Below are 20800 nucleotides of genomic sequence, written 5' to 3'. Positions count from 1 at the left end.
TACACTAATGTGATGTGATTCGCATTTTTTTACCCCGTACTCACCTACCCTTAACATCAACAAAACTAGCTACCCAACCGGAGGGCATCATGCCTGACAATAAAAAAACGGGGCGTTCCAACAAAGCCATGACATTTTTTGTCTGCTTTCTTGCAGCCCTGGCTGGATTACTTTTTGGCCTGGATATCGGTGTTATTGCCGGTGCTTTACCGTTCATCACCGACGAGTTCCAAATTACCCCCCACACTCAGGAATGGGTGGTGAGTTCGATGATGTTTGGTGCTGCCGTGGGTGCCGTCGGCAGCGGTTGGCTCTCCTTCAAATTGGGGCGTAAAAAGAGTCTGATGATCGGCGCAATCCTGTTTGTTGCCGGTTCACTGTTCTCCGCCGCGGCGCCAAACGTTGAAGTGCTGCTGGTTTCCCGCGTACTGCTCGGCCTGGCGGTGGGCGTTGCGTCTTATACCGCGCCGCTGTACCTGTCTGAAATTGCCCCGGAAAAAATTCGTGGCAGCATGATCTCTATGTATCAGTTGATGATCACCATCGGTATTTTAGGCGCGTATCTTTCCGATACGGCGTTTAGCTACAGCGGTGCATGGCGCTGGATGCTGGGCGTGATCATCATCCCTGCCCTGCTGCTGCTGGTTGGCGTTATCTTCCTGCCGGACAGCCCACGCTGGTTTGCTGCTAAACGTCGTTTTGTCGATGCTGAACGTGTTCTGTTGCGTCTGCGTGATACCAGCGCAGAAGCCAAACGCGAGCTGGATGAAATTCGTGAAAGTCTGCAGGTGAAGCAGAGCGGCTGGGCGCTGTTTAAAGAGAACAGCAACTTCCGCCGCGCGGTATTCCTTGGCGTCCTGTTACAGGTGATGCAGCAGTTCACCGGGATGAACGTCATTATGTATTACGCACCGAAAATCTTTGAGCTGGCGGGCTACACCAACACCACCGAGCAGATGTGGGGGACGGTTATCGTCGGTCTGACCAACGTGCTGGCAACCTTTATCGCCATTGGTCTGGTTGACCGTTGGGGCCGCAAGCCTACGCTGATCCTCGGCTTTATCGTCATGGCCGTCGGTATGGGCGTACTGGGCACGATGATGCACGTGGGTATTCACTCGGCAGCCGCGCAATACTTCGCTGTACTGATGCTGCTGATGTTTATTGTTGGTTTCGCCATGAGTGCCGGTCCGCTGATTTGGGTACTGTGCTCTGAAATTCAGCCGCTGAAAGGTCGCGATTTCGGTATCACCTGCTCTACCGCAACCAACTGGATAGCCAACATGATTGTCGGCGCTACCTTCCTGACGATGCTGAACTCGCTGGGAAGCGCCAATACTTTCTGGGTCTACGGTGGTCTGAACGTCTTGTTCATCTTCCTGACCCTGTGGCTGATACCTGAAACTAAAAATGTCTCTCTGGAACACATTGAACGTAACCTGATGAAAGGTCGTAAACTGCGCGAAATTGGCGCACACGACTAATCACGAAAAGCTTCCTCCCCCGCGGGAGGAAGCCTTCCTCTTGCAGTCCCTTCCCTGTCGCACTATCCTCTGGCGTTATGAAAACCTCCCGTCTCCCTATCGCCATCCAGCAAGCCGTTATGCGCAGCCTGCGGGAAAAACTCGCACAGGCCAATCTTAAGCTCGAGCGTAATTATCCGGAACCTAAGCTGGTGTACCAACAGCGCGGCACCGCTGCAGGCACCGCGTGGTTACAAACCTACGAAATCCGCCTCAATCCGGTACTGCTGATGGAAAATGTCGACGCATTCGTGAATGAGGTGGTGCCCCATGAACTGGCGCATTTACTGGTGTGGAAATACTTTGGTCGCGTGCCGCCGCACGGCAAAGAGTGGAAATGGATGATGGAGAGCGTGCTGGGCGTGCCAGCCCGACGCACGCATCAGTTCGAACTGCAATCCGTGCAGCGTAAGACCTTTACTTACCGCTGCAAATGTCAGGAACACCAACTGACCGTACGCCGCCATAACCGCGTGGTACGCGGTGAAGCCACCTACCGCTGCGTTCACTGCGGCGAACCACTGATTGCAGAATAATCTTCAGAATTATCAGGAACTTTTCTGATCTAACTGATTGCATACAGGAATGACTTTCGCTACGTTGCGGGCTCGTTTTGACACGGAGTTCGTGATGTACCGTAATTTTTCTTTTGCAGCCGCCCTGTTAGCCGCTGCGTTTTCAGGTCCGGTTTTAGCCGAAGGCATCAATAGTTTTTCCCAGGCAAAAGCTGCGGGCGTCAAAGTTAACGCCGATGCGCCGGGCGATTTCTATTGTGGCTGTAAAATTAACTGGCAAGGCAAAAAAGGGGTCGTGGACCTCGAATCCTGCGGCTATAAAGTGCGAAAAAACGAAAACCGCGCCAGTCGAATTGAATGGGAACACGTTGTCCCCGCCTGGCAGTTTGGTCATCAGCGCCAGTGCTGGCAGGACGGGGGGCGTAAAAACTGCGCTAAAGATCCGGTCTATCGCAAAATGGAAAGCGATATGCATAACCTGCAGCCTGCGGTAGGTGAAGTGAATGGCGATCGCGCAAACTTTATGTACAGCCAGTGGAACGGTGGCGAAGGCCAGTATGGACAGTGCGCGATGAAGGTTGATTTCAAAGAGAAAGTTGCCGAACCGCCTGCCCGCGCACGTGGCGCCATCGCGCGTACCTATTTTTATATGCGCGACCAATACAACCTGACGCTCTCCCGCCAGCAAACCCAGCTTTTTAATGCCTGGAATAAGCAGTATCCGGTCACCGACTGGGAGTGTGAGCGCGACGAACGCATCGCGAAGGTACAGGGGAATCATAACCCTTATGTGCAACGCGCTTGCCAGGCGCAAAAGAGCTAACCTACACTAGCGGCAATATTTTTAACCATGCCCTGGCCTTTAATAGCTCAGGGCCATGACGCGGATGTTTAACTATGCGCATTCCCCGCATTTATCACCCTGAGCCAATCACTTCCGGTAGCCAAATTTCATTGTGTGAGGATGCCGCCAACCATATCGGCCGCGTACTACGTATGGGGCCAGGCCAGCCGCTACAGCTGTTTGATGGCAGCAATCAGGTATTCGACGCCGAAATTACCCATGCCAGTAAGAAAAGCGTGGACGTGAAGGTACTTAACGCCGAGCTCGACGATCGTGAATCACCGTTGTATATCCACCTGGGCCAGGTAATGTCGCGCGGTGAAAAAATGGAATTTACTATCCAGAAATCGATCGAACTGGGTGTAAGCCTCATTACGCCACTTTTTTCTGAGCGCTGCGGCGTTAAACTGGACAGTGAACGCCTGAACAAGAAGCTCCAGCAGTGGCAGAAAATTGCCATTGCCGCCTGCGAACAGTGCGGTCGTAATCGGGTACCTGAAATTCGCCCGGCAATGGATCTGGAAGCATGGTGTGCAGAACAGGACGAAGGTCTGAAACTCAATCTGCATCCTCGCGCCAGCGCCAGCATCAACACGCTGCCGCTCCCGGTGGAGCGCATCCGCTTGCTGATTGGCCCGGAAGGTGGGCTATCGGCAGATGAAATTGCCATGACCGCACGGTATCAGTTTACTGATATTCTGTTAGGACCTCGCGTTCTGCGTACTGAGACAACTGCGCTCACCGCCATTACCGCGCTACAGGTGCGTTTTGGCGATCTGGGCTAACGGAGAAAAACAATGATCAAGCTCGGCATCGTGATGGATCCCATCGCAAGCATCAACATCAAGAAAGATTCCAGCTTCGCTATGCTGCTGGAAGCGCAACGCCGCGGTTACGAAATTCATTATATGGAGATGGCCGATCTTTATCTGATCAACGGTGAAGCCCGCGCCCATACGCGTACCCTGAGCGTAGAGCAGAACTACGACAAATGGTATGAGTTCAAGAGCGAGCAGGATCTCCCGCTGGCAGACCTGGACGTTATTCTGATGCGTAAGGATCCGCCGTTTGATACCGAGTTCATTTATGCAACCTATATTCTGGAACGTGCAGAAGAAAAAGGAACGCTGATCGTCAACAAACCGCAGAGCCTGCGCGACTGCAACGAGAAGTTGTTCACCGCATGGTTTGCCGATCTGACGCCGGAAACGCTGGTCACGCGTAACAAAGCGCAGCTGAAAGCCTTCTGGCAAAAACACAGCGACATCATACTTAAGCCGCTGGACGGCATGGGTGGGGCCTCTATTTTCCGCGTGAAGGAAGGCGATCCGAACCTTGGCGTTATTGCGGAAACGCTGACAGAGCACGGTACCCGCTACTGCATGGCGCAGAACTATCTGCCGGCCATTAAAGATGGCGATAAACGCGTGCTGGTGGTCGATGGTGAACCCGTTCCGTACTGCCTGGCGCGTATTCCACAGGGCGGCGAAACCCGTGGCAACCTGGCTGCTGGTGGTCGTGGCGAGCCGCGTCCATTGACCGACAGCGACTGGGAAATTGCACGTCGCATTGGGCCAACGCTGAAAGCGAAAGGTTTGATTTTTGTCGGTCTGGACATCATTGGCGATCGTCTGACGGAAATTAACGTCACCAGCCCAACCTGTATTCGTGAAATTGAAGCGGAGTTCCCGGTTTCGATTACCGGTATGCTGATGGATGCCATTGAAGCGCGCCTGCAAAAATAAAAGAACTCGCCGGTAGAAGGGACCCTACCAATACTAATAGTGACAGCGCTCCTGTTTGTACGCATACTGGGCGCTGTTGCTTTTTTGAACCAGGAAACAGAACCTCTGACAATGAATTTACAGCATCACTTTCTAATTGCCATGCCTGCTCTCCAGGATCCAATTTTCCGCCGTTCCGTGGTGTACATCTGTGAACATAATGAGAACGGAGCAATGGGGGTTATCGTTAATAAGCCTCTGGAAAACTTACAAATTGAAGGGATTCTGGAAAAGCTGAAGATTACCCCAGAAGAACGCGATCCGGCCATTCGTCTGGATAAGCCCGTGATGCTCGGCGGCCCGCTGGCAGAAGACCGTGGATTTATACTTCATACCCCACCGTCGCGCTTTGCGTCCAGTATTCGCATTTCTGATAACACCATCATCACAACCTCCCGCGATGTATTAGAAACCCTGGGCACACAAGAACAACCGTCCGAAGTGCTGGTTGCACTGGGTTATTCATCATGGGAAAAAGGTCAACTGGAGCAAGAGCTACTGGATAACGCCTGGCTCACCGCCCCCGCCGATCTCAACATTCTGTTTAAAACGCCGATTGCCGACCGCTGGCGCGACGCTGCCAAACTTATCGGAATAGATATTCAGACCATGCCCGGCGTGGCGGGACACGCATGATGAGCGGAACATTACTCTCTTTTGATTTTGGTACGAAAAGTATCGGCGTCGCCGTAGGTCAGCGCATTACCGGTACGGCCAGGCCATTGCCCGCCATCAAAGCGCAGGACGGTACGCCGGACTGGAATTCGATTGAACGCCTGCTAAAAGAGTGGCAACCAGATGAGATCATCGTCGGCCTGCCGCTCAACATGGACGGTACCGAACAACCTCTTACCGCGCGCGCGCGTAAATTCGCCAACCGCATTCATGGTCGCTTTGGCGTAACCGTAACGCTGCACGATGAACGTTTGAGCACCGTCGAAGCCCGCTCAGGCCTGTTTGAGCAAGGCGGTTACCGGGCGTTGAATAAAGGCAAAGTGGACTCCGCTTCTGCCGTTATTATCCTGGAAAGCTATTTCGAGCAGGGCTATTAAAGCCGCCCCTGCGCCTGTAGCTGCTGCAAACTTTGTGCAAACGTCTGCATACCTGTCTGCTGCCCGGTTTGAATCACGCCGGGTAGCTGATGGTTCTTCCCTTCGCGGATCAAATTGCCCACGGCGGGCGTGTTAACGAGCAGCTCGAATAGCGCCACGCGTCCCCCCTGCTTATCCTCCTCCAGTTTTTGCGAAAGAACCGCCCGCAGGCTGTCTGCCAGTTGATTACGCACCGGATCTTTCTCTGATGCAGCAAAGGAATCCACCAGCCGCGCAATGGCTTGTGCAGCCCCACGCGTGTGTAGCGTTGCCAGCACCAGATGTCCGGTCTCCGCCGCCGTTAATGCCAGCCGAATGGTTTCCACGTCGCGCAGCTCGCCCAGCAAAATAACGTCGGGATCTTCGCGTAACGCACCGCGCAAACCGGCGGCGAAAGAGACGCAGTGTACGCCCACCTCCCGCTGTTGAATGAGACAACGCTGGCTGGCGTAGCGGTATTCAATAGGATCTTCCAGCGTCAGAATGTGTCCCTCAATATGCTGATTAAGATACTCCACCATCGCCGCCAGGGTCGTAGATTTACCGCTGCCGGTGGCACCTGTCACCAGAATTAACCCATTTTCACTGCGCAGCAGTTCAGGTATGGCCTCGGGAGTCTGGAGATCGTCTAAATGAGGACAATCCAGCGGTAGCAGTCTTAGCGCCAGTGACGTTCCTTGCTGATGGGCAAATGCGCTGGCGCGCAGCCGCCGGGAGTCCGTCAGGGTAACGGCAAAATCAACCTGCCCTTGCTCCCGCCACTGTACCTGTTGTTGCTCACTGAGCCAGCACATCAGCAGATTCTCTACGTCAGGCGTGGTAAATGGCGCGTTTTCGATTTTTCCACGCCTGCGCCAACGCGCAGGCCATGCATTGCACAGGTGTAGATCCGACACGTTATGCTTTACACTAAGGGCCACTATTTCTTCCATATTCATATGAACATCCTCGGAAAATGAACGATATCGCGCATAACCTGGCACATGTCCGGGACAAAATCTCAGCCGCCGCGACGCGTTGCGGGTGGTCTTCAGAAGAAGTTATGTTGCTTGCAGTCAGCAAAATCAAACCTGCGAGCGCCATCGAAGAAGCCATTACCGCAGGATTATTTTCAATTGGTGAAAACAATAACTAATGGCGAGTAGCCACGCTCTTGATTTTCCATACACCATTTTCTTCTACCATGCAGTCAATGACTTTTTGAGATGACTCACCTGTTCCAAATGTCAAATAGACATTGGTACAAATAGGATCAGTTATAGTCAGATCAATACTAATATGCTTACTCCAGTCTTCATCTGCAAAATCCTGAACCTTTAGAAAATAATCCTCTTCAAGCTCATTATTCATATAAGCTTGTTTTAATTTATTCAATGTATCAATACTAACGAAAGGCTCTAATGCCGTCGGGTTATCTGCAACTGGGATGACATTATGAGCAATCTGCTTTATATACCAGGTATTGAATTTTAATGCTTGCGTATCAGCAGGAACTATTTCTGCCATAGCAAATGATGAGAATAGAAAAGTAAATAATATTAATCGCTTCATCAGTTGTGCCTATATAATTTATACGAAGACTGACTTTTACGATAACCAGGTCCGGGGTAGACGCCATGTTCGATAGCTGCTGTTACTGCCCTGGCACAATAACCCGTAGCGTGTGGATAAGCATTATGTCTAACAAAATTTATAGCGGCTTCTTTATTCCACATTTACAACACTTCATTTATAAACGAAGAATATGAAATATCACAAAGCGAACCATTAGCATGAACATTAAATGCTTCTAACTCCATTTATTGACATCATCACCATGTCCCAAACTTATATTTGCAATGTGTATTATCGTTTAGTTATAAAATCAGTAACAATATTTACCCCATCAATTATGCAATGGCTTAATTTCATTAGAGATATAATTTCACACCTATTTTTATTACTTTAAACCTTTAAATTAAAGCAAGCCTGAGCTAAATAAAAACGAATTAAAAATTCTATTTGTTAAATCTGTTTACATCCTCCTACAGACTCACATTTTGTACTCAGCACATCCACAGTCCCACCAGGCGTGGTAAATGGCGCGTTTTCGATTTTTCCACGCCTGCGCCAACGCGCAGGCCATGCATTGCACAGGTGTAGATCCGACACGTTATGCTTTACACTAAGGGCCACTATTTCTTCCATATTCATATGAACATCCTCGGAAAATGAACGATATCGCGCATAACCTGGCACATGTCCGGGACAAAATCTCAGCCGCCGCGACGCGTTGCGGGCGGTCTTCAGAAGAAGTTACGTTGCTTGCAGTCAGCAAAACCAAACCTGCGAGCGCCATCGAAGAAGCCATTACCGCAGGGCAGCGAGCCTTCGGTGAAAACTATGTCCAGGAAGGGGTGGATAAAATCCGCTACTTTCAGGAAAAAGGCGTCAACGATCTGCAGTGGCACTTTATCGGCCCGCTGCAGTCCAACAAAAGTCGTCTGGTCGCAGAACATTTTGACTGGTGCCATACGATCGACCGTCTACGTATCGCTGCCCGTCTGAGCGAACAGCGCCCGGCAAACCTGCCGCCGCTGAATGTGCTGATCCAGATTAATATCAGCGATGAGAACAGTAAGTCAGGGATTCCGCTGGCAGAGCTTGATGCCCTGGCCGCTGAAGTCGCTGTGCTGCCGCGCATTACCCTGCGTGGTTTGATGGCTATTCCCGCTCCTGAGTCAGATTATGTAAGGCAGTTTGAAGTTGCACAGCAAATGGCTGTAGCATTTGCCGGGTTGAAAACACGCTACCCAAATATCGATACGCTCTCGCTGGGGATGTCTGATGATATGGATGCCGCTATCGCGGCGGGTAGCACGATGGTGCGCATCGGCACTGCCATTTTTGGTGCTCGTGATTACACTAAAAAATAAGGAAAACTAAGGAACACCATGAATACGTTGACCTTCCTGCTCTCAACGGTAATTGAGCTGTATACCATGGCGCTGCTACTGCGCGTGTGGATGCAATGGTCTCGCTGCGATTTCTACAACCCGTTCTCGCAGTTTATTGTGAAAATCACTCAGCCCATTATTGGGCCGTTACGCCGCATTATCCCCCCGATGGGACCGATCGACAGCGCATCAGCATTAGTCGCGCTCGTTCTCAGCTTTATCAAAGCCATCGTGCTGTTTAAGGTGGTGACGTTCCAGCCGATCATCTGGATCGCCGCCGTGCTGATTGTCCTGAAAACCATCGGACTGCTGATTTTCTGGGTACTGCTGGTGATGGCGATTATGAGCTGGGTCAGCCAGGGCCGCAGCCCGGTGGAGTACGTGCTGATCCAACTGGCGGATCCGCTGCTGCGTCCTATTCGTCGCATACTTCCAGGCATGGGCGGGATCGATTTCTCCCCAATGATTCTGGTTCTGCTGCTCTATGTCATTAACATGGGGATCGCGGAAGTGTTACAGGCGACAGGCAACATGCTGCTGCCGGGGCTGTGGATGGCGCTATGAGTGCCGTTACACCCTGCGACGACGGTCTGGTTTTACGGCTCTATATTCAGCCGAAAGCCAGCCGTGACAGCATTGTGGGTTTACATGGCGACGAGCTAAAAGTCGCCATTACCGCCCCGCCGGTTGATGGACAAGCCAACAGCCATCTGGTGAAGTTTCTCGGCAAACAGTTCCGCGTAGCGAAAAGCCAGGTCGTTATTGAGAAGGGCGAGCTTGGCCGCCATAAACAGGTTAAAATTATTCATCCGCAACAGATCCCGCCCGAAATTGCGGCGCTAACTGATTAGGTATCCCATGCAAAAAGTTGTCCTCGCGACCGGCAATGCCGGTAAAGTGCGTGAACTCGCCTCTCTTCTGAGTGATTTCGGTCTTGATGTTGTTGCCCAAACGGATCTGGGTGTTGATTCTGCAGAAGAGACCGGGCTGACGTTTATTGAGAACGCCATTCTGAAGGCGCGTCATGCCGCACAAATTACGGGTTTGCCAGCCATTGCTGATGACTCAGGTCTGGCAGTAAATGCCCTTGGCGGCGCGCCGGGTATCTATTCAGCCCGCTATTCCGGCGAAGATGCGACCGATCAGCAGAACCTGGAAAAACTGCTGTACACCCTGCGGGATGTCCCGGATGACCAGCGTCAGGCGCAATTCCACTGCGTGCTGGTGTATATGCGCCATGCGGACGATCCCACGCCTTTAGTGTGCCACGGAAGCTGGCCGGGCGTGATTACCCGTGAACCGGCCGGAAACGGTGGTTTTGGTTACGACCCAATCTTTTTTGTGCCGTCCGAAGGAAAAACAGCTGCTGAGCTGACCCGCGAAGAAAAAAGTGCGATTTCCCACCGCGGACAGGCACTGAAGCTGCTGCTGGATGCCCTGCGTAATGGTTAACCTTCCGCCGCTAAGTCTTTATATTCACATCCCGTGGTGCGTGCAGAAATGCCCGTACTGCGACTTTAACTCGCATGCACTTAAGGGCGAGGTTCCTCATGACGACTATGTTCAGCACCTGCTGAGCGATCTTGATTCTGAGGTTGCACACGCTCAGGGACGTGAAGTAAAGACGATTTTTATCGGTGGTGGTACGCCGAGCCTGCTTTCTGGCCCGGCAATGCAAACGCTGCTCGACGGCGTGCGCGCACGGCTGAATCTGGCCGCAGATGCAGAAATCACCATGGAGGCGAATCCCGGGACGGTGGAAGCCGATCGCTTTGTTGATTATCAACGCGCTGGCGTCAACCGTATCTCGATTGGCGTACAGAGCTTTAGCTCCGCCAAACTCGAGCGTCTGGGACGTATTCACGGGCCGGAAGAAGCCAAACGAGCAGCACACCTGGCGAGTGGTCTGGGGCTACGCAGCTTTAACCTCGACCTGATGCATGGTTTGCCGGATCAGACGCTGGAAGAGGCGCTGGGCGATTTACAGCAGGCCATCGCGCTCAATCCACCGCATCTTTCCTGGTATCAGTTGACCATCGAACCCAACACGCTGTTCGGTTCCCGACCGCCTGTTTTACCGGACGATGATGCGCTGTGGGATATTTTTGAGCAAGGCCACCAGCTACTGACCGCCGCGGGATATCAGCAGTACGAAACCTCAGCCTATGCGAAGCCAGGCTATCAGTGTCAGCACAACCTTAATTACTGGCGTTTTGGCGACTATCTCGGTATTGGCTGCGGCGCGCACGGCAAAATTACGTTCCCGGACGGGCGCATTCTGCGTACCACAAAAACGCGGCATCCGCGTGGCTACATGCAAGGGCGTTATCTCGAAAGCCAGCGTGATGTCGCCGAAGCCGATAAGCCGTTCGAGTTCTTTATGAACCGTTTCCGGTTGCTTGAGGCCGCACCTCGCGCGGAGTTCACACAATATACCGGGCTTACCGAGGACGTTATTCGTCGACAGATCGATGAGGCTATTTCCCAGGGCTACCTGAGTGAATGCGATGAATACTGGCAGATTACTCAACACGGTAAGCTGTTTTTGAATTCTCTGTTGGAGCTGTTTCTGGCGGAGTAATACGGTAACGATCCAGGCCGGATAAGGCTTTGAGCCGCATCCGGCAAATTGCCTGATGGCGCTGCGCTTATCAGGCCTACAGGGTCAGGTCGATAAGCGCAGCCACCTTCAGCCATTAATACTGATTAAACATTTCCTGAATCTGCTTAGGATCTTTGGTCTGCGTCAGCGCCAGCTGCAACAGAACACGCGCTTTTTGCGGGTTCAGCGAACCAGACGCGACAAAGCCATATTTCGCATCATCAACTTCAGCATCCTGGGTAGTAGCACCAGTCGGTACACGGGATGAACGTACGACAACGGTTCCTTTATGCGCGGCAGTTGCCAGCGTATCGAAAATGGTTTTATACAGGTTACCGTTACCTACACCCGCACTAACGATCCCTGCGTAACCCGCATCTACCAGCGCTTTTGCCGGCAGATCGGAGGCGTTAGCATAGTTGTAAACAATCCCAACTTTCGGCAGTTCGGTCAGCTTAGAAACATCGAACGGCGTGGATGTAGTGTGCTTACGCGCAGGCGTACGCTGGTAGTCGATTTTACCGTTATGAATGTAACCCAACGGGCCGTAGTTAACGGATTTGAAGGTAGCTACGTCAGTGGTATTGGTTTTGGTCACGTCGCGACCATCCATAACGGTGTCGTTCATCACCACCAGCACACCGCGGTTGGCAGAGGCTTTATCTGCGGCGGTTACCACGGCGTTATACAGGTTGAACGAGCCATCAGCGCTCATCCCCGTAGACGGACGCATCGCACCTACCAGTACCACCGGTTTGTTGCACTTGACGGTCAGGTCGAGGAAATAGGCGGTTTCTTCCATGGTATCCGTACCATGCGTTACCACGAAGCCGTCGGTTTTATCACACTCGGTATTAATCTTTTTCGCCAGCGTTAACCAGACGTCGTCATTCATATCCTGGGAGCCGATATTCACCACCTGCTCACCTTTAACCACGGCGATATCTTTCAACTGAGGTACGGCCTCAACCAGATTTTCTACGCCAACCTTGCCTGCCGTGTAGTTAGATTTTGTCGCGGAATCACCGCCACCAGCAATCGTCCCGCCGGTCGCTAAAATGGTGATGTTTGGCAGTGCAAGCGCCGCGCCGCTGAAACCCATAACCAGTGCGGCAAGTGCCGTTCTCTTGAAAAACTCCATGTTATTTCTCCAGTTACTTGAATTTGCAGCATTATGTCTATCTCACAGATGAATAATGTGACGAGATCCAATTAACCAGATTTATATCTCCATCAAATTGTTATTCTTAGAGATGGATATCAAAAAAACAGAAAAGTACAAAATAAAACGGCGCAGAATGTTTCTGCGCCGTTAAACAGAGGTGAAGATTATTTCAGAGTGCTAACCAGCGTTTTACGATCGTTTTCCAGCGTCACGACGCGGGCACAAACATCTTTGCCAAACTGCTGGAAGTCTTGTTCCTGATTCTTCCATTCGTTCTGAATTGAGGTTTGCAAGCCACCAAGGCTACCGAGCACGCCCTGCAGCGGGTTACCACCGCCTTTGAGCACGGCTTTGGCACCCATTTCGTTGATGCTGTCCTGCAAAATACCGCCCATCGCCTGATTAACCAGCTGTTGTCCGTCCGCGCGGACTTGATCAATCGCCTTATAATGGAAGGTCAGGCCATCAGTTCGATGCTCGATGATGCGGTTCATCTGCTCTTTCAATTGCGCATCCAGCTTGGTTAAGCGGCCACGCATGTTGCTGCTTTCACCGACCTCTTTGGCGATGATTTTATCCAGCGCCACGCGACCTTTCTCTACGCGCGCTCTGGCACCTTCGTCAATCCACGGCAGGCTGCTACGCAACGCCGCCTGATAATCTTTGGCTTGCTCACGCTGTGCGGCGTTCAGGTTGTACTGTTTACCGTTAAAGGTGACATCGCCGGCCTGGGTAATAATCAGGTCGCCGTTCTCGCCCTTCACCTGCACCGTTTGTGGGCTCAAAATCACATCGTCACGCGGGGTGACGCTGCACTGGTAATCTGCATGTGCGGCCATCGCCGTGAACGTCAGGACCGCCGCCAGCAGCGTTTTGCGCATCATATCTTTCCCTCAAGACAAATCGGGCCGGCATTTGCCGACCCTGTGCTACTTAGTCCCACCAAATATCGAAAAGTTCGCTGGTACGCACTTCTTCGAGTTTGTGCTCTTCCAGCCACTTACGCACGATTGCCTGGTGTTCTTCGGTGCATTTGCCGATTTCCTGCAGACAGATCAGACCTTCCCAGGCCAGATAGCCGCTGCCGTCAAAAGCCAGCTTGTTCGGTTCGATAACTTCATTGATAAAGTCATCAACGATTTGATCGACCTGCTCTCCAGATGTACCTTCCGGGAAACGCCATGCAACCGAAAATCCTACTTCCTGGAATTCTTCGATGTGCATCTTTTTACGCAGACGACGGCTACGGTTCTTTGCCATTATTTCACCCTCTCGAACATTAAGTCCCATACGCCGTGGCCAAGACGATGACCACGTTGTTCAAATTTGGTTACCGGGCGCGATTGTGGGCGCGGTACATAATCGTTACTCTCGGACTGGTTTTTATACCCGTCAATGGAGGACATCACTTCCAGCATATGTTCCGCATACGCTTCCCAGTCGGTTGCCATGTGGAATACGCCGCCCAGCTTCAGCTTACTTAAGATATGCTCAGCAAACGGTACCTGAACGATACGGCGTTTATTATGACGTGCTTTATGCCACGGGTCAGGGAAAAACAGCTGAACCATAGATAAAGAATTGTCAGGAATCATTTTATGCAGGACTTCAACGGCATCATGGCACATGACGCGCAGGTTCTCGACACCCTCTTCATGGGCTGAAGCCAGACACGCACCAACGCCCGGCGAGTGAACCTCAATGCCGAGGAAATTCTGTTCCGGACGCGCTTTCGCCATTGCGACCAGCGACGCTCCCATACCAAAACCGATTTCCAGCGTGACTGGCGCATCACGGCCAAACAGTTCTGCGAAATTTACAGGCTCTTCGCTGAACTCAACGCCCATCACCGGCCAGTAGTTTTCCAGCGCGTGTTCCTGCCCTTTCGTCAGTCGCCCCTGGCGACGAACAAAACTACGAATCCGGCGCAGAGGGCGGCCGTTTTCATCAAATTCCGGTGAAATGACGTCGTTCTTCATAAAAGTTTAGTCTGCTGTGTTTGAGTTCTGAAAACGGGCATTATCCAAAGTTAGTTGCCGGATGCAAGTAAAGGAAGAAAGTGAGCAGCGGAAAGTTCCGGTTTACACCCCGTTGCCGCTGTGCTGCAATCTTGCCCCCGGCAATAATGAAACGGTAATCATGCAAGCGTCTCAATTCTCGGCTCAGGTGTTGAGCTGGTACGACAAATACGGGCGGAAAACGCTGCCCTGGCAAATTGATAAGACGCCTTACAAAGTATGGCTCTCTGAGGTGATGCTGCAACAAACTCAGGTTGCGACCGTTATCCCTTATTTTGAGCGCTTTATGGCGCGCTTCCCAACGGTAAGCGATTTAGCCCATGCGCCGCTGGATGAAGTCTTGCATTTATGGACCGGCCTTGGCTATTACGCCCGAGCGCGTAATCTGCATAAAGCCGCGCAGCAGGTTGTGACGATGCATGGCGGTATATTTCCGCAAACTTTTGATGAGGTGGCTGCTCTGCCAGGCGTCGGTCGCTCAACCGCAGGCGCGATCCTTTCCCTCTCTCTGGGTCAGCATTTTCCGATTCTCGACGGTAACGTCAAACGCGTGCTGGCTCGCTGTTATGCTGTAAGCGGCTGGCCGGGTAAAAAAGAGATCGAAAAGAAGCTGTGGGAGCTGAGCGAGCAAGTTACGCCGGCCCAGGGTGTTGCGCGTTTTAATCAGGCAATGATGGATTTAGGCGCCATGGTTTGTACGCGCTCAAAACCTAAATGTTCGCTGTGTCCGTTGGAAAATGGCTGTATGGCCAGCGCCAATGCAAGCTGGGCGTTATACCCGGGTAAAAAACCGAAACAGACGCTGCCGGAACGAACGGGCTATTTTTTACTGATGCAGCATGATGACGAAGTGCTGCTCGCACAGCGACCACCCAGCGGCTTATGGGGTGGTTTATACTGTTTTCCACAGTTTGACGACGAAGATGGACTGCGCAACTGGCTGGCGCAACGGCAAATTAACGCAGATAATCTGACCCAACTTAATGCGTTTCGCCATACCTTTAGTCATTTCCACTTAGACATTGTGCCTATGTGGCTTCCTGTGTCTTCATTGGGCTCATGCATGGATGAAGGCAACGCGCTCTGGTATAACTTAGCGCAACCGCCGTCGGTCGGACTGGCGGCTCCCGTGGAGCGTTTGTTACAGCAATTACGTGCCGGTACACACGTTTAACGTACCGGTCGATAGAGAGGATTTTTTATGAGCAGAACGATTTTTTGCACTTTCCTGCAACGCGAAGCAGAAGGCCAGGATTTTCAGCTGTACCCGGGCGATCTGGGGAAACGCATCTACAACGAGATTTCTAAAGAAGCATGGGCGCAATGGCAGCATAAGCAAACCATGCTGATTAACGAGAAGAAGCTCAATATGATGAACGTTGAGCATCGTAAGCTGCTTGAGCAGGAGATGATCAACTTCCTGTTTGAAGGCAAAGATGTGCATATTGAAGGCTATACACCAGAGTCTTAAGAACCGTTGCCGGATGGCGCTGCGCTTATCCGGCCTACGATTTAATCTGGTCCTTGCAAATAACAAACACAACACGCACTCCCGGAATGATGAAAAAATTTCTCGCGCTTGCCGTTATTGCGCCGTTGCTCATCTCCTGTTCCAGTTCGACCAAAAAAGGCGATTCTTATAACGAAGCCTGGGTCAAGGATACCAACGGTTTTGATATTCTGATGGGGCAATTTGCCCATAACATTGAGAATCTGTGGGGGTTTAAGGAAGTGCTGATTGCGGGTCCGAAGGACTACGTAAAGTATACCGATCAGTATCAAACCCGCAGCCATATCAACTTTGATGACGGTACGATAACCGTCGAGACCATTGCCGGGACAGATCCCGCCGGACACCTGCGTCGGGCGATTATCAAGACATTGCTGATGGGGGATGATCCGGGTTCTATCGATCTCTATTCCGATGTCGACGACATCAAGATTTCCAAAGAGCCGTTCCTGTACGGGCAGGTGGTCGATAATACCGGCCAGCCCATTCGTTGGGAGGGACGCGCCACCAATTTCGCTGACTATCTGCTGAAAACACGCCTGAAAAGCCGCAGCAACGGTATTCGCATCATCTATAGCGTGACCATCAACCTGGTACCGAACCACCTTGATAAGCGCGCACATAAATACGTCGGCATGGTGCGTCAGGCTTCGCGTAAGTATGGCGTCGATGAGTCGCTGATTCTGGCCATCATGCAAACCGAATCCTCATTTAACCCGTATGCGGTCAGCCATGCCGATGCGCTGGGACTGATGCAGGTGGTACAGCACAGCGCCGGGAAAGATGTGTTTCGCTCGCAAGGGCGCTCCGGCACACCGAGCCGTAGCTTCCTGTTTGACCCGGCCAGCAACATTGATACCGGTACCGCCTATCTGGCTATGCTCAACAATGTCTATTTAGGCGGCATTGATAATCCAACGTCCCGACGCTACGCGGTGATCACGGCGTATAACGGCGGTGCGGGCAGCGTGCTGCGCGTTTTCTCGAACGATAAAATTCAGGCTGCGAATATTATCAACAGCATGACCCCGGGGGACGTTTATCAAACGCTGACCACCCGACATCCGTCTGCTGAATCACGCCGATACCTTTACAAGGTCAATTCCGCCCAAAAATCATATCGACGCCGCTAATATATCCCTCTTCTGCCCCGGTAAACGGGGCCCGGAAGAGGGTAAAGTGTTAACCCCATCACTCTTTTGCTTTGCAATCAGAAATTGTTTGCAAATATTTGTCACAGGTAACAAAAAAAGAGTGTCTCTCGTTGATAGAATCACATCATCAAGCCCCGGCAAATGTGCCTTTTAAAACATTCATCCGCATCACGGTGTGAGGAAATTAACATGAATCTTAAGCTGCAGCTGAAAGTGCTCTCGTTTCTGCAGTTCTGCTTATGGGGTAGTTGGCTCACTACCCTCGGCTCCTATATGTTTGTCACCCTAAAATTCGATGGTGCATCCATTGGCGCAGTGTATAGCTCGCTGGGGATCGCCGCCGTGTTTATGCCTACGCTGTTAGGGATCGTGGCCGACAAATGGATCAGTGCGAAATGGGTGTACGCCATTTGTCACCTGGTCGGCGCAGCAACGCTGTTCGCCGCAGCCGAAGTCACCACCCCAGGCGCCATGTTCTTTGTAATCTTGCTTAACTCTCTGGCCTATATGCCAACGCTGGGGTTAATCAACACCATCTCTTACTATCGCCTGCAGTCAGCCGGGATGGATATCGTTACAGACTTCCCGCCAATCCGTATCTGGGGCACCATTGGCTTTATTATGGCGATGTGGGGCGTGAGCTTCTCCGGCTTCGAGCTGAGTCATATGCAGCTGTATATCGGTGCGACGCTGTCCGTTGTTTTGGCGCTGTTCACGCTGACGTTGCCGCATATTCCGGTGGCTAACCAGCAGAAAAACCAGAGCTGGTCGTCCATGCTGGGCCTGGATGCTTTCGCGCTGTTTAAAAACAAGCGTATGGCGATTTTCTTTATCTTCTCAATGATGCTGGGCGCTGAGCTGCAGATTACCAATATGTTCGGTAATACCTTCCTGCACAGCTTCGATAACAACCCGCTGTTCTCCGGTAGCTTCATCGTTGAACACGCCTCGGTGATGATGTCGATCTCGCAGATTTCCGAGACGCTGTTTATCCTGACCATCCCGTTCTTCTTGAGCCGTTACGGTATTAAGAACGTGATGCTTATCAGTATTGTGGCGTGGATGTTGCGCTTCGGCCTGTTTGCCTACGGCGATCCGACACCGTTCGGTACCGTGCTGCTGGTTCTGTCGATGATTGTTTACGGCTGCGCCTTCGACTTCTTCAACATCTCAGGCTCGGTATTCGTGGAGAAAGAGGTTCGCCCTGAAATCCGCGCCAGCGCACAGGGTATGTTCCTGATGATGACCAACGGCTTCGGCTGTATTCTTGGCGGTCTGGTGAGCGGTAAAGTGGTTGAATACTATACGCTGAACGGTATTACCGACTGGCAGACCGTGTGGCTGATCTTCGCTGGCTACTCGCTGGTACTGGCTTTTGCCTTCGTGGCGCTGTTTAAATACAAACACGTACGCGTTCCGACTGGCACGCAGACTATCGCACACTAACGTTTACGCAGAGAAAAGCGGGTTGCCAAAAGGTAACCCGCTTTTTTTGCGCTTACTTCACAACATATCCATACAAACGCTTAATACCGTCGGCATCCGTTTCACTGTAAACACCTTGCAGCTCCGGTGAGAAGCCCGGCAGCAGGTTTACGCCCTCTTCCAGCGCCAGGAAATAACGTTGCACCGCCCCGCCCCAGACTTCACCCGGTACCACGCACAGCACGCCCGGAGGATAAGGCAGCGCACCTTCTGCCGCAACGCGACCTGCGGCATCACAAATACGCACCAGTTCCACATCACCACGGATAAAGGCGCGGTTCGCATCCTGCGGGTTCATCGCCACGGCAGGCAAACTCTCCTGGCGGAACATCGCTTTTTGCAGATCCTTCACATCGAAGCTGACATATAAATCGTGCATCTCCTGACACAGTTCACGCAGCGTGTAATCCCGATAGCGTACCGGATACTTGTTGAAGATGGTGGGCAGCACATCTGCCAGCGGCGTATCGTCCTCAATATGCTGCTCAAACTGCGCCAGCATCGCCACCAGTTGCGCCAGTTTCCCGGTGCTTTCTGCCGGGGTCAGCAGGAACAGAATCGAGTTAAGGTCACATTTCTCCGGAACAATGCCGTTTTCACGCAGGTAATGCGCCAGAATCGTCGCCGGAATACCAAACTCAGTATATTGCCCGGTTTGCGCATCAATGCCCGGAGTAGTTAACAACAGCTTGCAGGGATCAACGAAGTACTGGTCGCGCGCGTAGCCGGAAAAACCATGCCATTTAGCACCCGGTTCAAAGCTAAAGAAGCGGCGCTCGCTGGCAATCACCGGCGTCGGATAGCTTTCCCACGGTTTGCCATCGACTACCGGGGGAATAAACGGCTGAATCAGCTTACAGCGGGTAAGTATCGCTTTACGGGCCTCGATCCCCAGCGCCACACACTCCGCCCATAGCCGACGACCGCTCTCGCCCTCATGGATTTTGGCGTTCACATCCAGCGCCGCAAACAGCGGGTAAAACGGACTGGTGGAAGCATGCAGCATAAACGCATTGTTCAGACGCTTGTGCGGGCAGAATCGCGCCTGACCACGAATATGGTTATCCTTTTTGTGGATCTGCGAGGTTTGCGAGAATCCGGCCTGCTGTTTGTGTACCGACTGGGTGACAAAGATCCCCGGATCGTCAGCATTGAGCTCCAGTAGCAGCGGTGACCCATCGGCCATCATCGGGATAAATTGCTCGTAGCCAACCCAGGCAGAATCAAACAGGATGTAATCGCACAGGCTACCGATCTTGTCGATCACCTGCCGGGCATTGTAGATCGTACCGTCATAGGTACCGAGTTGAATGATAGCCAGACGAAACGGGCGCGGCTGGTCAGCCTTGTGCGGCGCAACTTCACGCAGTTGCTGGCGCAGATACGCCTCATCAAAGCAGCGCTCATCAATGCCGCCAATAAAGCCAAACGGATTACGCGCTGCTTCCAGATAAACCGGCGTCGCGCCTGCCTGGATCAGCGCGCCGTGGTGGTTGGACTTATGGTTGTTGCGATCAAACAACACCAGATCGCCGCGCGTCAGCAGCGCATTGGTCACCACTTTATTCGCCGCAGAAGTCCCGTTCAGCACAAAGTAGGTTTTATCCGCGTGGAAAACTTTCGCGGCAAATTTCTGCGCATGTTTCGCTGATCCCTCATGAATCAGCAGATCTCCCAGCTTAACGTCAGCGTTGCACATATCCGCGCGAAACAGGTTCTCGCCAAAGAACTCGTAGAAATGTCGACCCGCCGGATGCTTCTTAAAAAACTCACCGTGCTGGTGCCCCGGGCAGGCAAACGTGCTGTTCCCCATTTCGACATACTGGGTAAGCGTGTCATAGAACGGCGGCAGCAACTCTTCCTCATACTGACAGGCAGCAGACTCCAGCTCCAGCCAGTCCTGAGCCTGACCGCGAATCACCGCGTTAACGCCCGCAGGTACATCGACATCAGACTCTGCGAACAAAAACACCGGTATATGAAAACCAGTGCGTTTCAGCAAAGCCAGGATCCCACTGCGGCTGTCCGCAACGGTAATGACGACTGCCGCGACGTCAGTAAAATCGGTACTGTCCAGCGTCACCACCTTGCGATGAGTAGACAGACGGGAAACCAGTTCACCACTGGCGGCAATATTCATTGATTTCATAAGCGCAAAAACCCGTATCGGGAG

General features: G+C 52.2%; 23 protein-coding genes and 2 pseudogenes. 17 read left to right on the top strand and 8 right to left on the bottom strand.

What is annotated here, in order from left to right; translation table 11 throughout:
• Nucleotides 1–89: 89 nt before the first annotated feature.
• The 7 genes from galP (at nucleotide 90) to ruvX (ending at nucleotide 5718) form a co-directional block, all read left to right on the top strand.
• Nucleotides 90–1484, top strand: a complete 1395-nt coding sequence (galP, locus tag G8S19_RS03695; protein WP_003027074.1) for a galactose/proton symporter — start codon at nucleotides 90–92, stop codon at nucleotides 1482–1484.
• Nucleotides 1485–1561: 77 nt separating this feature from the next.
• The gene (locus G8S19_RS03690; protein WP_061068543.1) at nucleotides 1562–2059 is read left to right on the top strand and encodes a SprT family zinc-dependent metalloprotease; all 498 of its coding nucleotides are present in this window, start codon (nucleotides 1562–1564) and stop codon (nucleotides 2057–2059) included.
• A 94-nt stretch (nucleotides 2060–2153) separates the two neighbouring features.
• Nucleotides 2154–2861, top strand: coding sequence for a deoxyribonuclease I (gene endA, locus G8S19_RS03685; RefSeq protein ID WP_058842381.1), 708 nt, complete (start codon nucleotides 2154–2156; stop codon nucleotides 2859–2861).
• 74 nt (nucleotides 2862–2935) lie between these two features.
• Entirely contained in the window at nucleotides 2936–3667 is a 732-nt protein-coding gene (rsmE, locus tag G8S19_RS03680; protein WP_137364356.1) for a 16S rRNA (uracil(1498)-N(3))-methyltransferase, read from the top strand.
• Nucleotides 3668–3679: 12 nt separating this feature from the next.
• Entirely contained in the window at nucleotides 3680–4627 is a 948-nt protein-coding gene (gshB, locus tag G8S19_RS03675; RefSeq protein WP_003027083.1) for a glutathione synthase, read from the top strand.
• 111 nt (nucleotides 4628–4738) lie between these two features.
• Nucleotides 4739–5302 carry a YqgE/AlgH family protein gene (locus tag G8S19_RS03670; RefSeq protein ID WP_253686102.1) on the top strand — a complete coding sequence of 188 codons (564 nt, stop codon included), beginning with the start codon at nucleotides 4739–4741 and terminating at the stop codon, nucleotides 5300–5302.
• Nucleotides 5302–5718, top strand: coding sequence for a Holliday junction resolvase RuvX (gene ruvX / locus G8S19_RS03665; protein ID WP_061068855.1), 417 nt, complete (start codon nucleotides 5302–5304; stop codon nucleotides 5716–5718). The genes G8S19_RS03670 and ruvX overlap by 1 nt, the downstream gene beginning before the upstream one ends.
• Here ruvX and G8S19_RS03660 read toward each other — a convergent pair.
• Nucleotides 5715–6695 carry a type IV pilus twitching motility protein PilT gene (locus G8S19_RS03660; RefSeq protein WP_253686100.1) on the bottom strand — a complete coding sequence of 327 codons (981 nt, stop codon included), beginning with the start codon at nucleotides 6693–6695 and terminating at the stop codon, nucleotides 5715–5717. The two genes, ruvX and G8S19_RS03660, sit on opposite strands and share 4 nt — an antisense overlap.
• 17 nt (nucleotides 6696–6712) lie before the next feature.
• Between G8S19_RS03660 and G8S19_RS03655 the strand changes: the two are divergent.
• A pseudogene (locus G8S19_RS03655) lies at nucleotides 6713–6883 on the top strand (YggS family pyridoxal phosphate enzyme); the annotation flags it as partial.
• Nucleotides 6884–6888: 5 nt separating this feature from the next.
• On the opposite strand, the gene G8S19_RS03650 reads toward G8S19_RS03655, so the two are convergent.
• Together G8S19_RS03650 and G8S19_RS03645 are read right to left on the bottom strand one after the other, a co-directional pair.
• Nucleotides 6889–7308 (bottom strand): DUF3828 domain-containing protein, encoded by a 420-nt coding sequence (locus tag G8S19_RS03650; protein WP_048213194.1) that lies wholly within the window; start codon nucleotides 7306–7308, stop codon nucleotides 6889–6891.
• 516 nt (nucleotides 7309–7824) lie between these two features.
• Nucleotides 7825–7950: pseudogene (locus tag G8S19_RS03645) on the bottom strand (type IV pili twitching motility protein PilT); the annotation flags it as partial.
• A gap of 17 nt (nucleotides 7951–7967) precedes the next feature.
• Here G8S19_RS03645 and G8S19_RS03640 point away from each other — a divergent pair.
• From G8S19_RS03640 to hemW, 5 genes are read left to right on the top strand one after another with little or no spacing between them, the layout of a single operon-like run.
• Nucleotides 7968–8672 (top strand): YggS family pyridoxal phosphate-dependent enzyme, encoded by a 705-nt coding sequence (locus G8S19_RS03640; protein WP_253686098.1) that lies wholly within the window; start codon nucleotides 7968–7970, stop codon nucleotides 8670–8672.
• Between the two features lie 18 nt (nucleotides 8673–8690).
• Nucleotides 8691–9257: a YggT family protein gene (locus G8S19_RS03635; RefSeq protein WP_003825417.1), complete on the top strand. Its 567-nt coding sequence runs from the start codon at nucleotides 8691–8693 to the stop codon at nucleotides 9255–9257.
• Nucleotides 9254–9544, top strand: coding sequence for a DUF167 family protein YggU (gene yggU / locus G8S19_RS03630; RefSeq protein WP_005123286.1), 291 nt, complete (start codon nucleotides 9254–9256; stop codon nucleotides 9542–9544). The genes G8S19_RS03635 and yggU overlap by 4 nt, the downstream gene beginning before the upstream one ends.
• A 7-nt stretch (nucleotides 9545–9551) precedes the next feature.
• Entirely contained in the window at nucleotides 9552–10145 is a 594-nt protein-coding gene (locus G8S19_RS03625) for an XTP/dITP diphosphatase (protein ID WP_115642890.1), read from the top strand.
• Nucleotides 10138–11274 carry a radical SAM family heme chaperone HemW gene (gene hemW / locus G8S19_RS03620; RefSeq protein WP_253686096.1) on the top strand — a complete coding sequence of 379 codons (1137 nt, stop codon included), beginning with the start codon at nucleotides 10138–10140 and terminating at the stop codon, nucleotides 11272–11274. The genes G8S19_RS03625 and hemW overlap by 8 nt, the downstream gene beginning before the upstream one ends.
• A 115-nt stretch (nucleotides 11275–11389) precedes the next feature.
• On the opposite strand, the gene ansB is transcribed toward hemW, so the two are convergent.
• The 4 genes from ansB to trmB form a co-directional block, all read right to left on the bottom strand.
• Nucleotides 11390–12436 carry an L-asparaginase 2 gene (gene ansB / locus G8S19_RS03615; RefSeq protein ID WP_253686094.1) on the bottom strand — a complete coding sequence of 349 codons (1047 nt, stop codon included), beginning with the start codon at nucleotides 12434–12436 and terminating at the stop codon, nucleotides 11390–11392.
• A gap of 188 nt (nucleotides 12437–12624) precedes the next feature.
• The gene (locus tag G8S19_RS03610) at nucleotides 12625–13344 is read right to left on the bottom strand and encodes a DUF2884 domain-containing protein (protein WP_048213199.1); all 720 of its coding nucleotides are present in this window, start codon (nucleotides 13342–13344) and stop codon (nucleotides 12625–12627) included.
• Between the two features lie 49 nt (nucleotides 13345–13393).
• Nucleotides 13394–13720 (bottom strand): YggL family protein, encoded by a 327-nt coding sequence (locus G8S19_RS03605; RefSeq protein WP_003027115.1) that lies wholly within the window; start codon nucleotides 13718–13720, stop codon nucleotides 13394–13396.
• Nucleotides 13720–14439, bottom strand: coding sequence for a tRNA (guanosine(46)-N7)-methyltransferase TrmB (gene trmB / locus G8S19_RS03600; RefSeq protein WP_003027117.1), 720 nt, complete (start codon nucleotides 14437–14439; stop codon nucleotides 13720–13722). The genes G8S19_RS03605 and trmB overlap by 1 nt, the downstream gene beginning before the upstream one ends.
• A 160-nt stretch (nucleotides 14440–14599) precedes the next feature.
• On the opposite strand from trmB, the gene mutY reads away from it, so the two are divergent.
• The 4 genes from mutY to G8S19_RS03580 all read left to right on the top strand — a co-directional run bounded on the left by mutY (nucleotide 14600) and on the right by G8S19_RS03580 (nucleotide 18588).
• Nucleotides 14600–15652 carry an A/G-specific adenine glycosylase gene (gene mutY / locus G8S19_RS03595; RefSeq protein WP_253686604.1) on the top strand — a complete coding sequence of 351 codons (1053 nt, stop codon included), beginning with the start codon at nucleotides 14600–14602 and terminating at the stop codon, nucleotides 15650–15652.
• 27 nt (nucleotides 15653–15679) lie between these two features.
• Nucleotides 15680–15949 (top strand): oxidative damage protection protein, encoded by a 270-nt coding sequence (locus G8S19_RS03590; protein WP_003027126.1) that lies wholly within the window; start codon nucleotides 15680–15682, stop codon nucleotides 15947–15949.
• A gap of 86 nt (nucleotides 15950–16035) precedes the next feature.
• On the top strand, nucleotides 16036–17121 hold the full coding sequence (mltC, locus tag G8S19_RS03585) for a membrane-bound lytic murein transglycosylase MltC (protein ID WP_049001609.1): 1086 nt from the start codon (nucleotides 16036–16038) through the stop codon (nucleotides 17119–17121).
• 210 nt (nucleotides 17122–17331) lie between these two features.
• Entirely contained in the window at nucleotides 17332–18588 is a 1257-nt protein-coding gene (locus tag G8S19_RS03580; protein ID WP_142879079.1) for a nucleoside permease, read from the top strand.
• A gap of 52 nt (nucleotides 18589–18640) precedes the next feature.
• On the opposite strand, the gene G8S19_RS03575 is transcribed toward G8S19_RS03580, so the two are convergent.
• On the bottom strand, nucleotides 18641–20776 hold the full coding sequence (locus G8S19_RS03575) for an ornithine decarboxylase (RefSeq protein WP_253686092.1): 2136 nt from the start codon (nucleotides 20774–20776) through the stop codon (nucleotides 18641–18643).
• Nucleotides 20777–20800: the final 24 nt, after the last annotated feature.

It is taken from the genome of Citrobacter sp. SX206 (assembly GCF_024181025.1).
Taxonomy (GTDB): domain Bacteria; phylum Pseudomonadota; class Gammaproteobacteria; order Enterobacterales; family Enterobacteriaceae; genus Citrobacter; species Citrobacter youngae.
The sequence above is the reverse complement of the archived record's forward strand: the minus strand, read 5'-3'. Positions and strand labels throughout refer to the sequence as shown.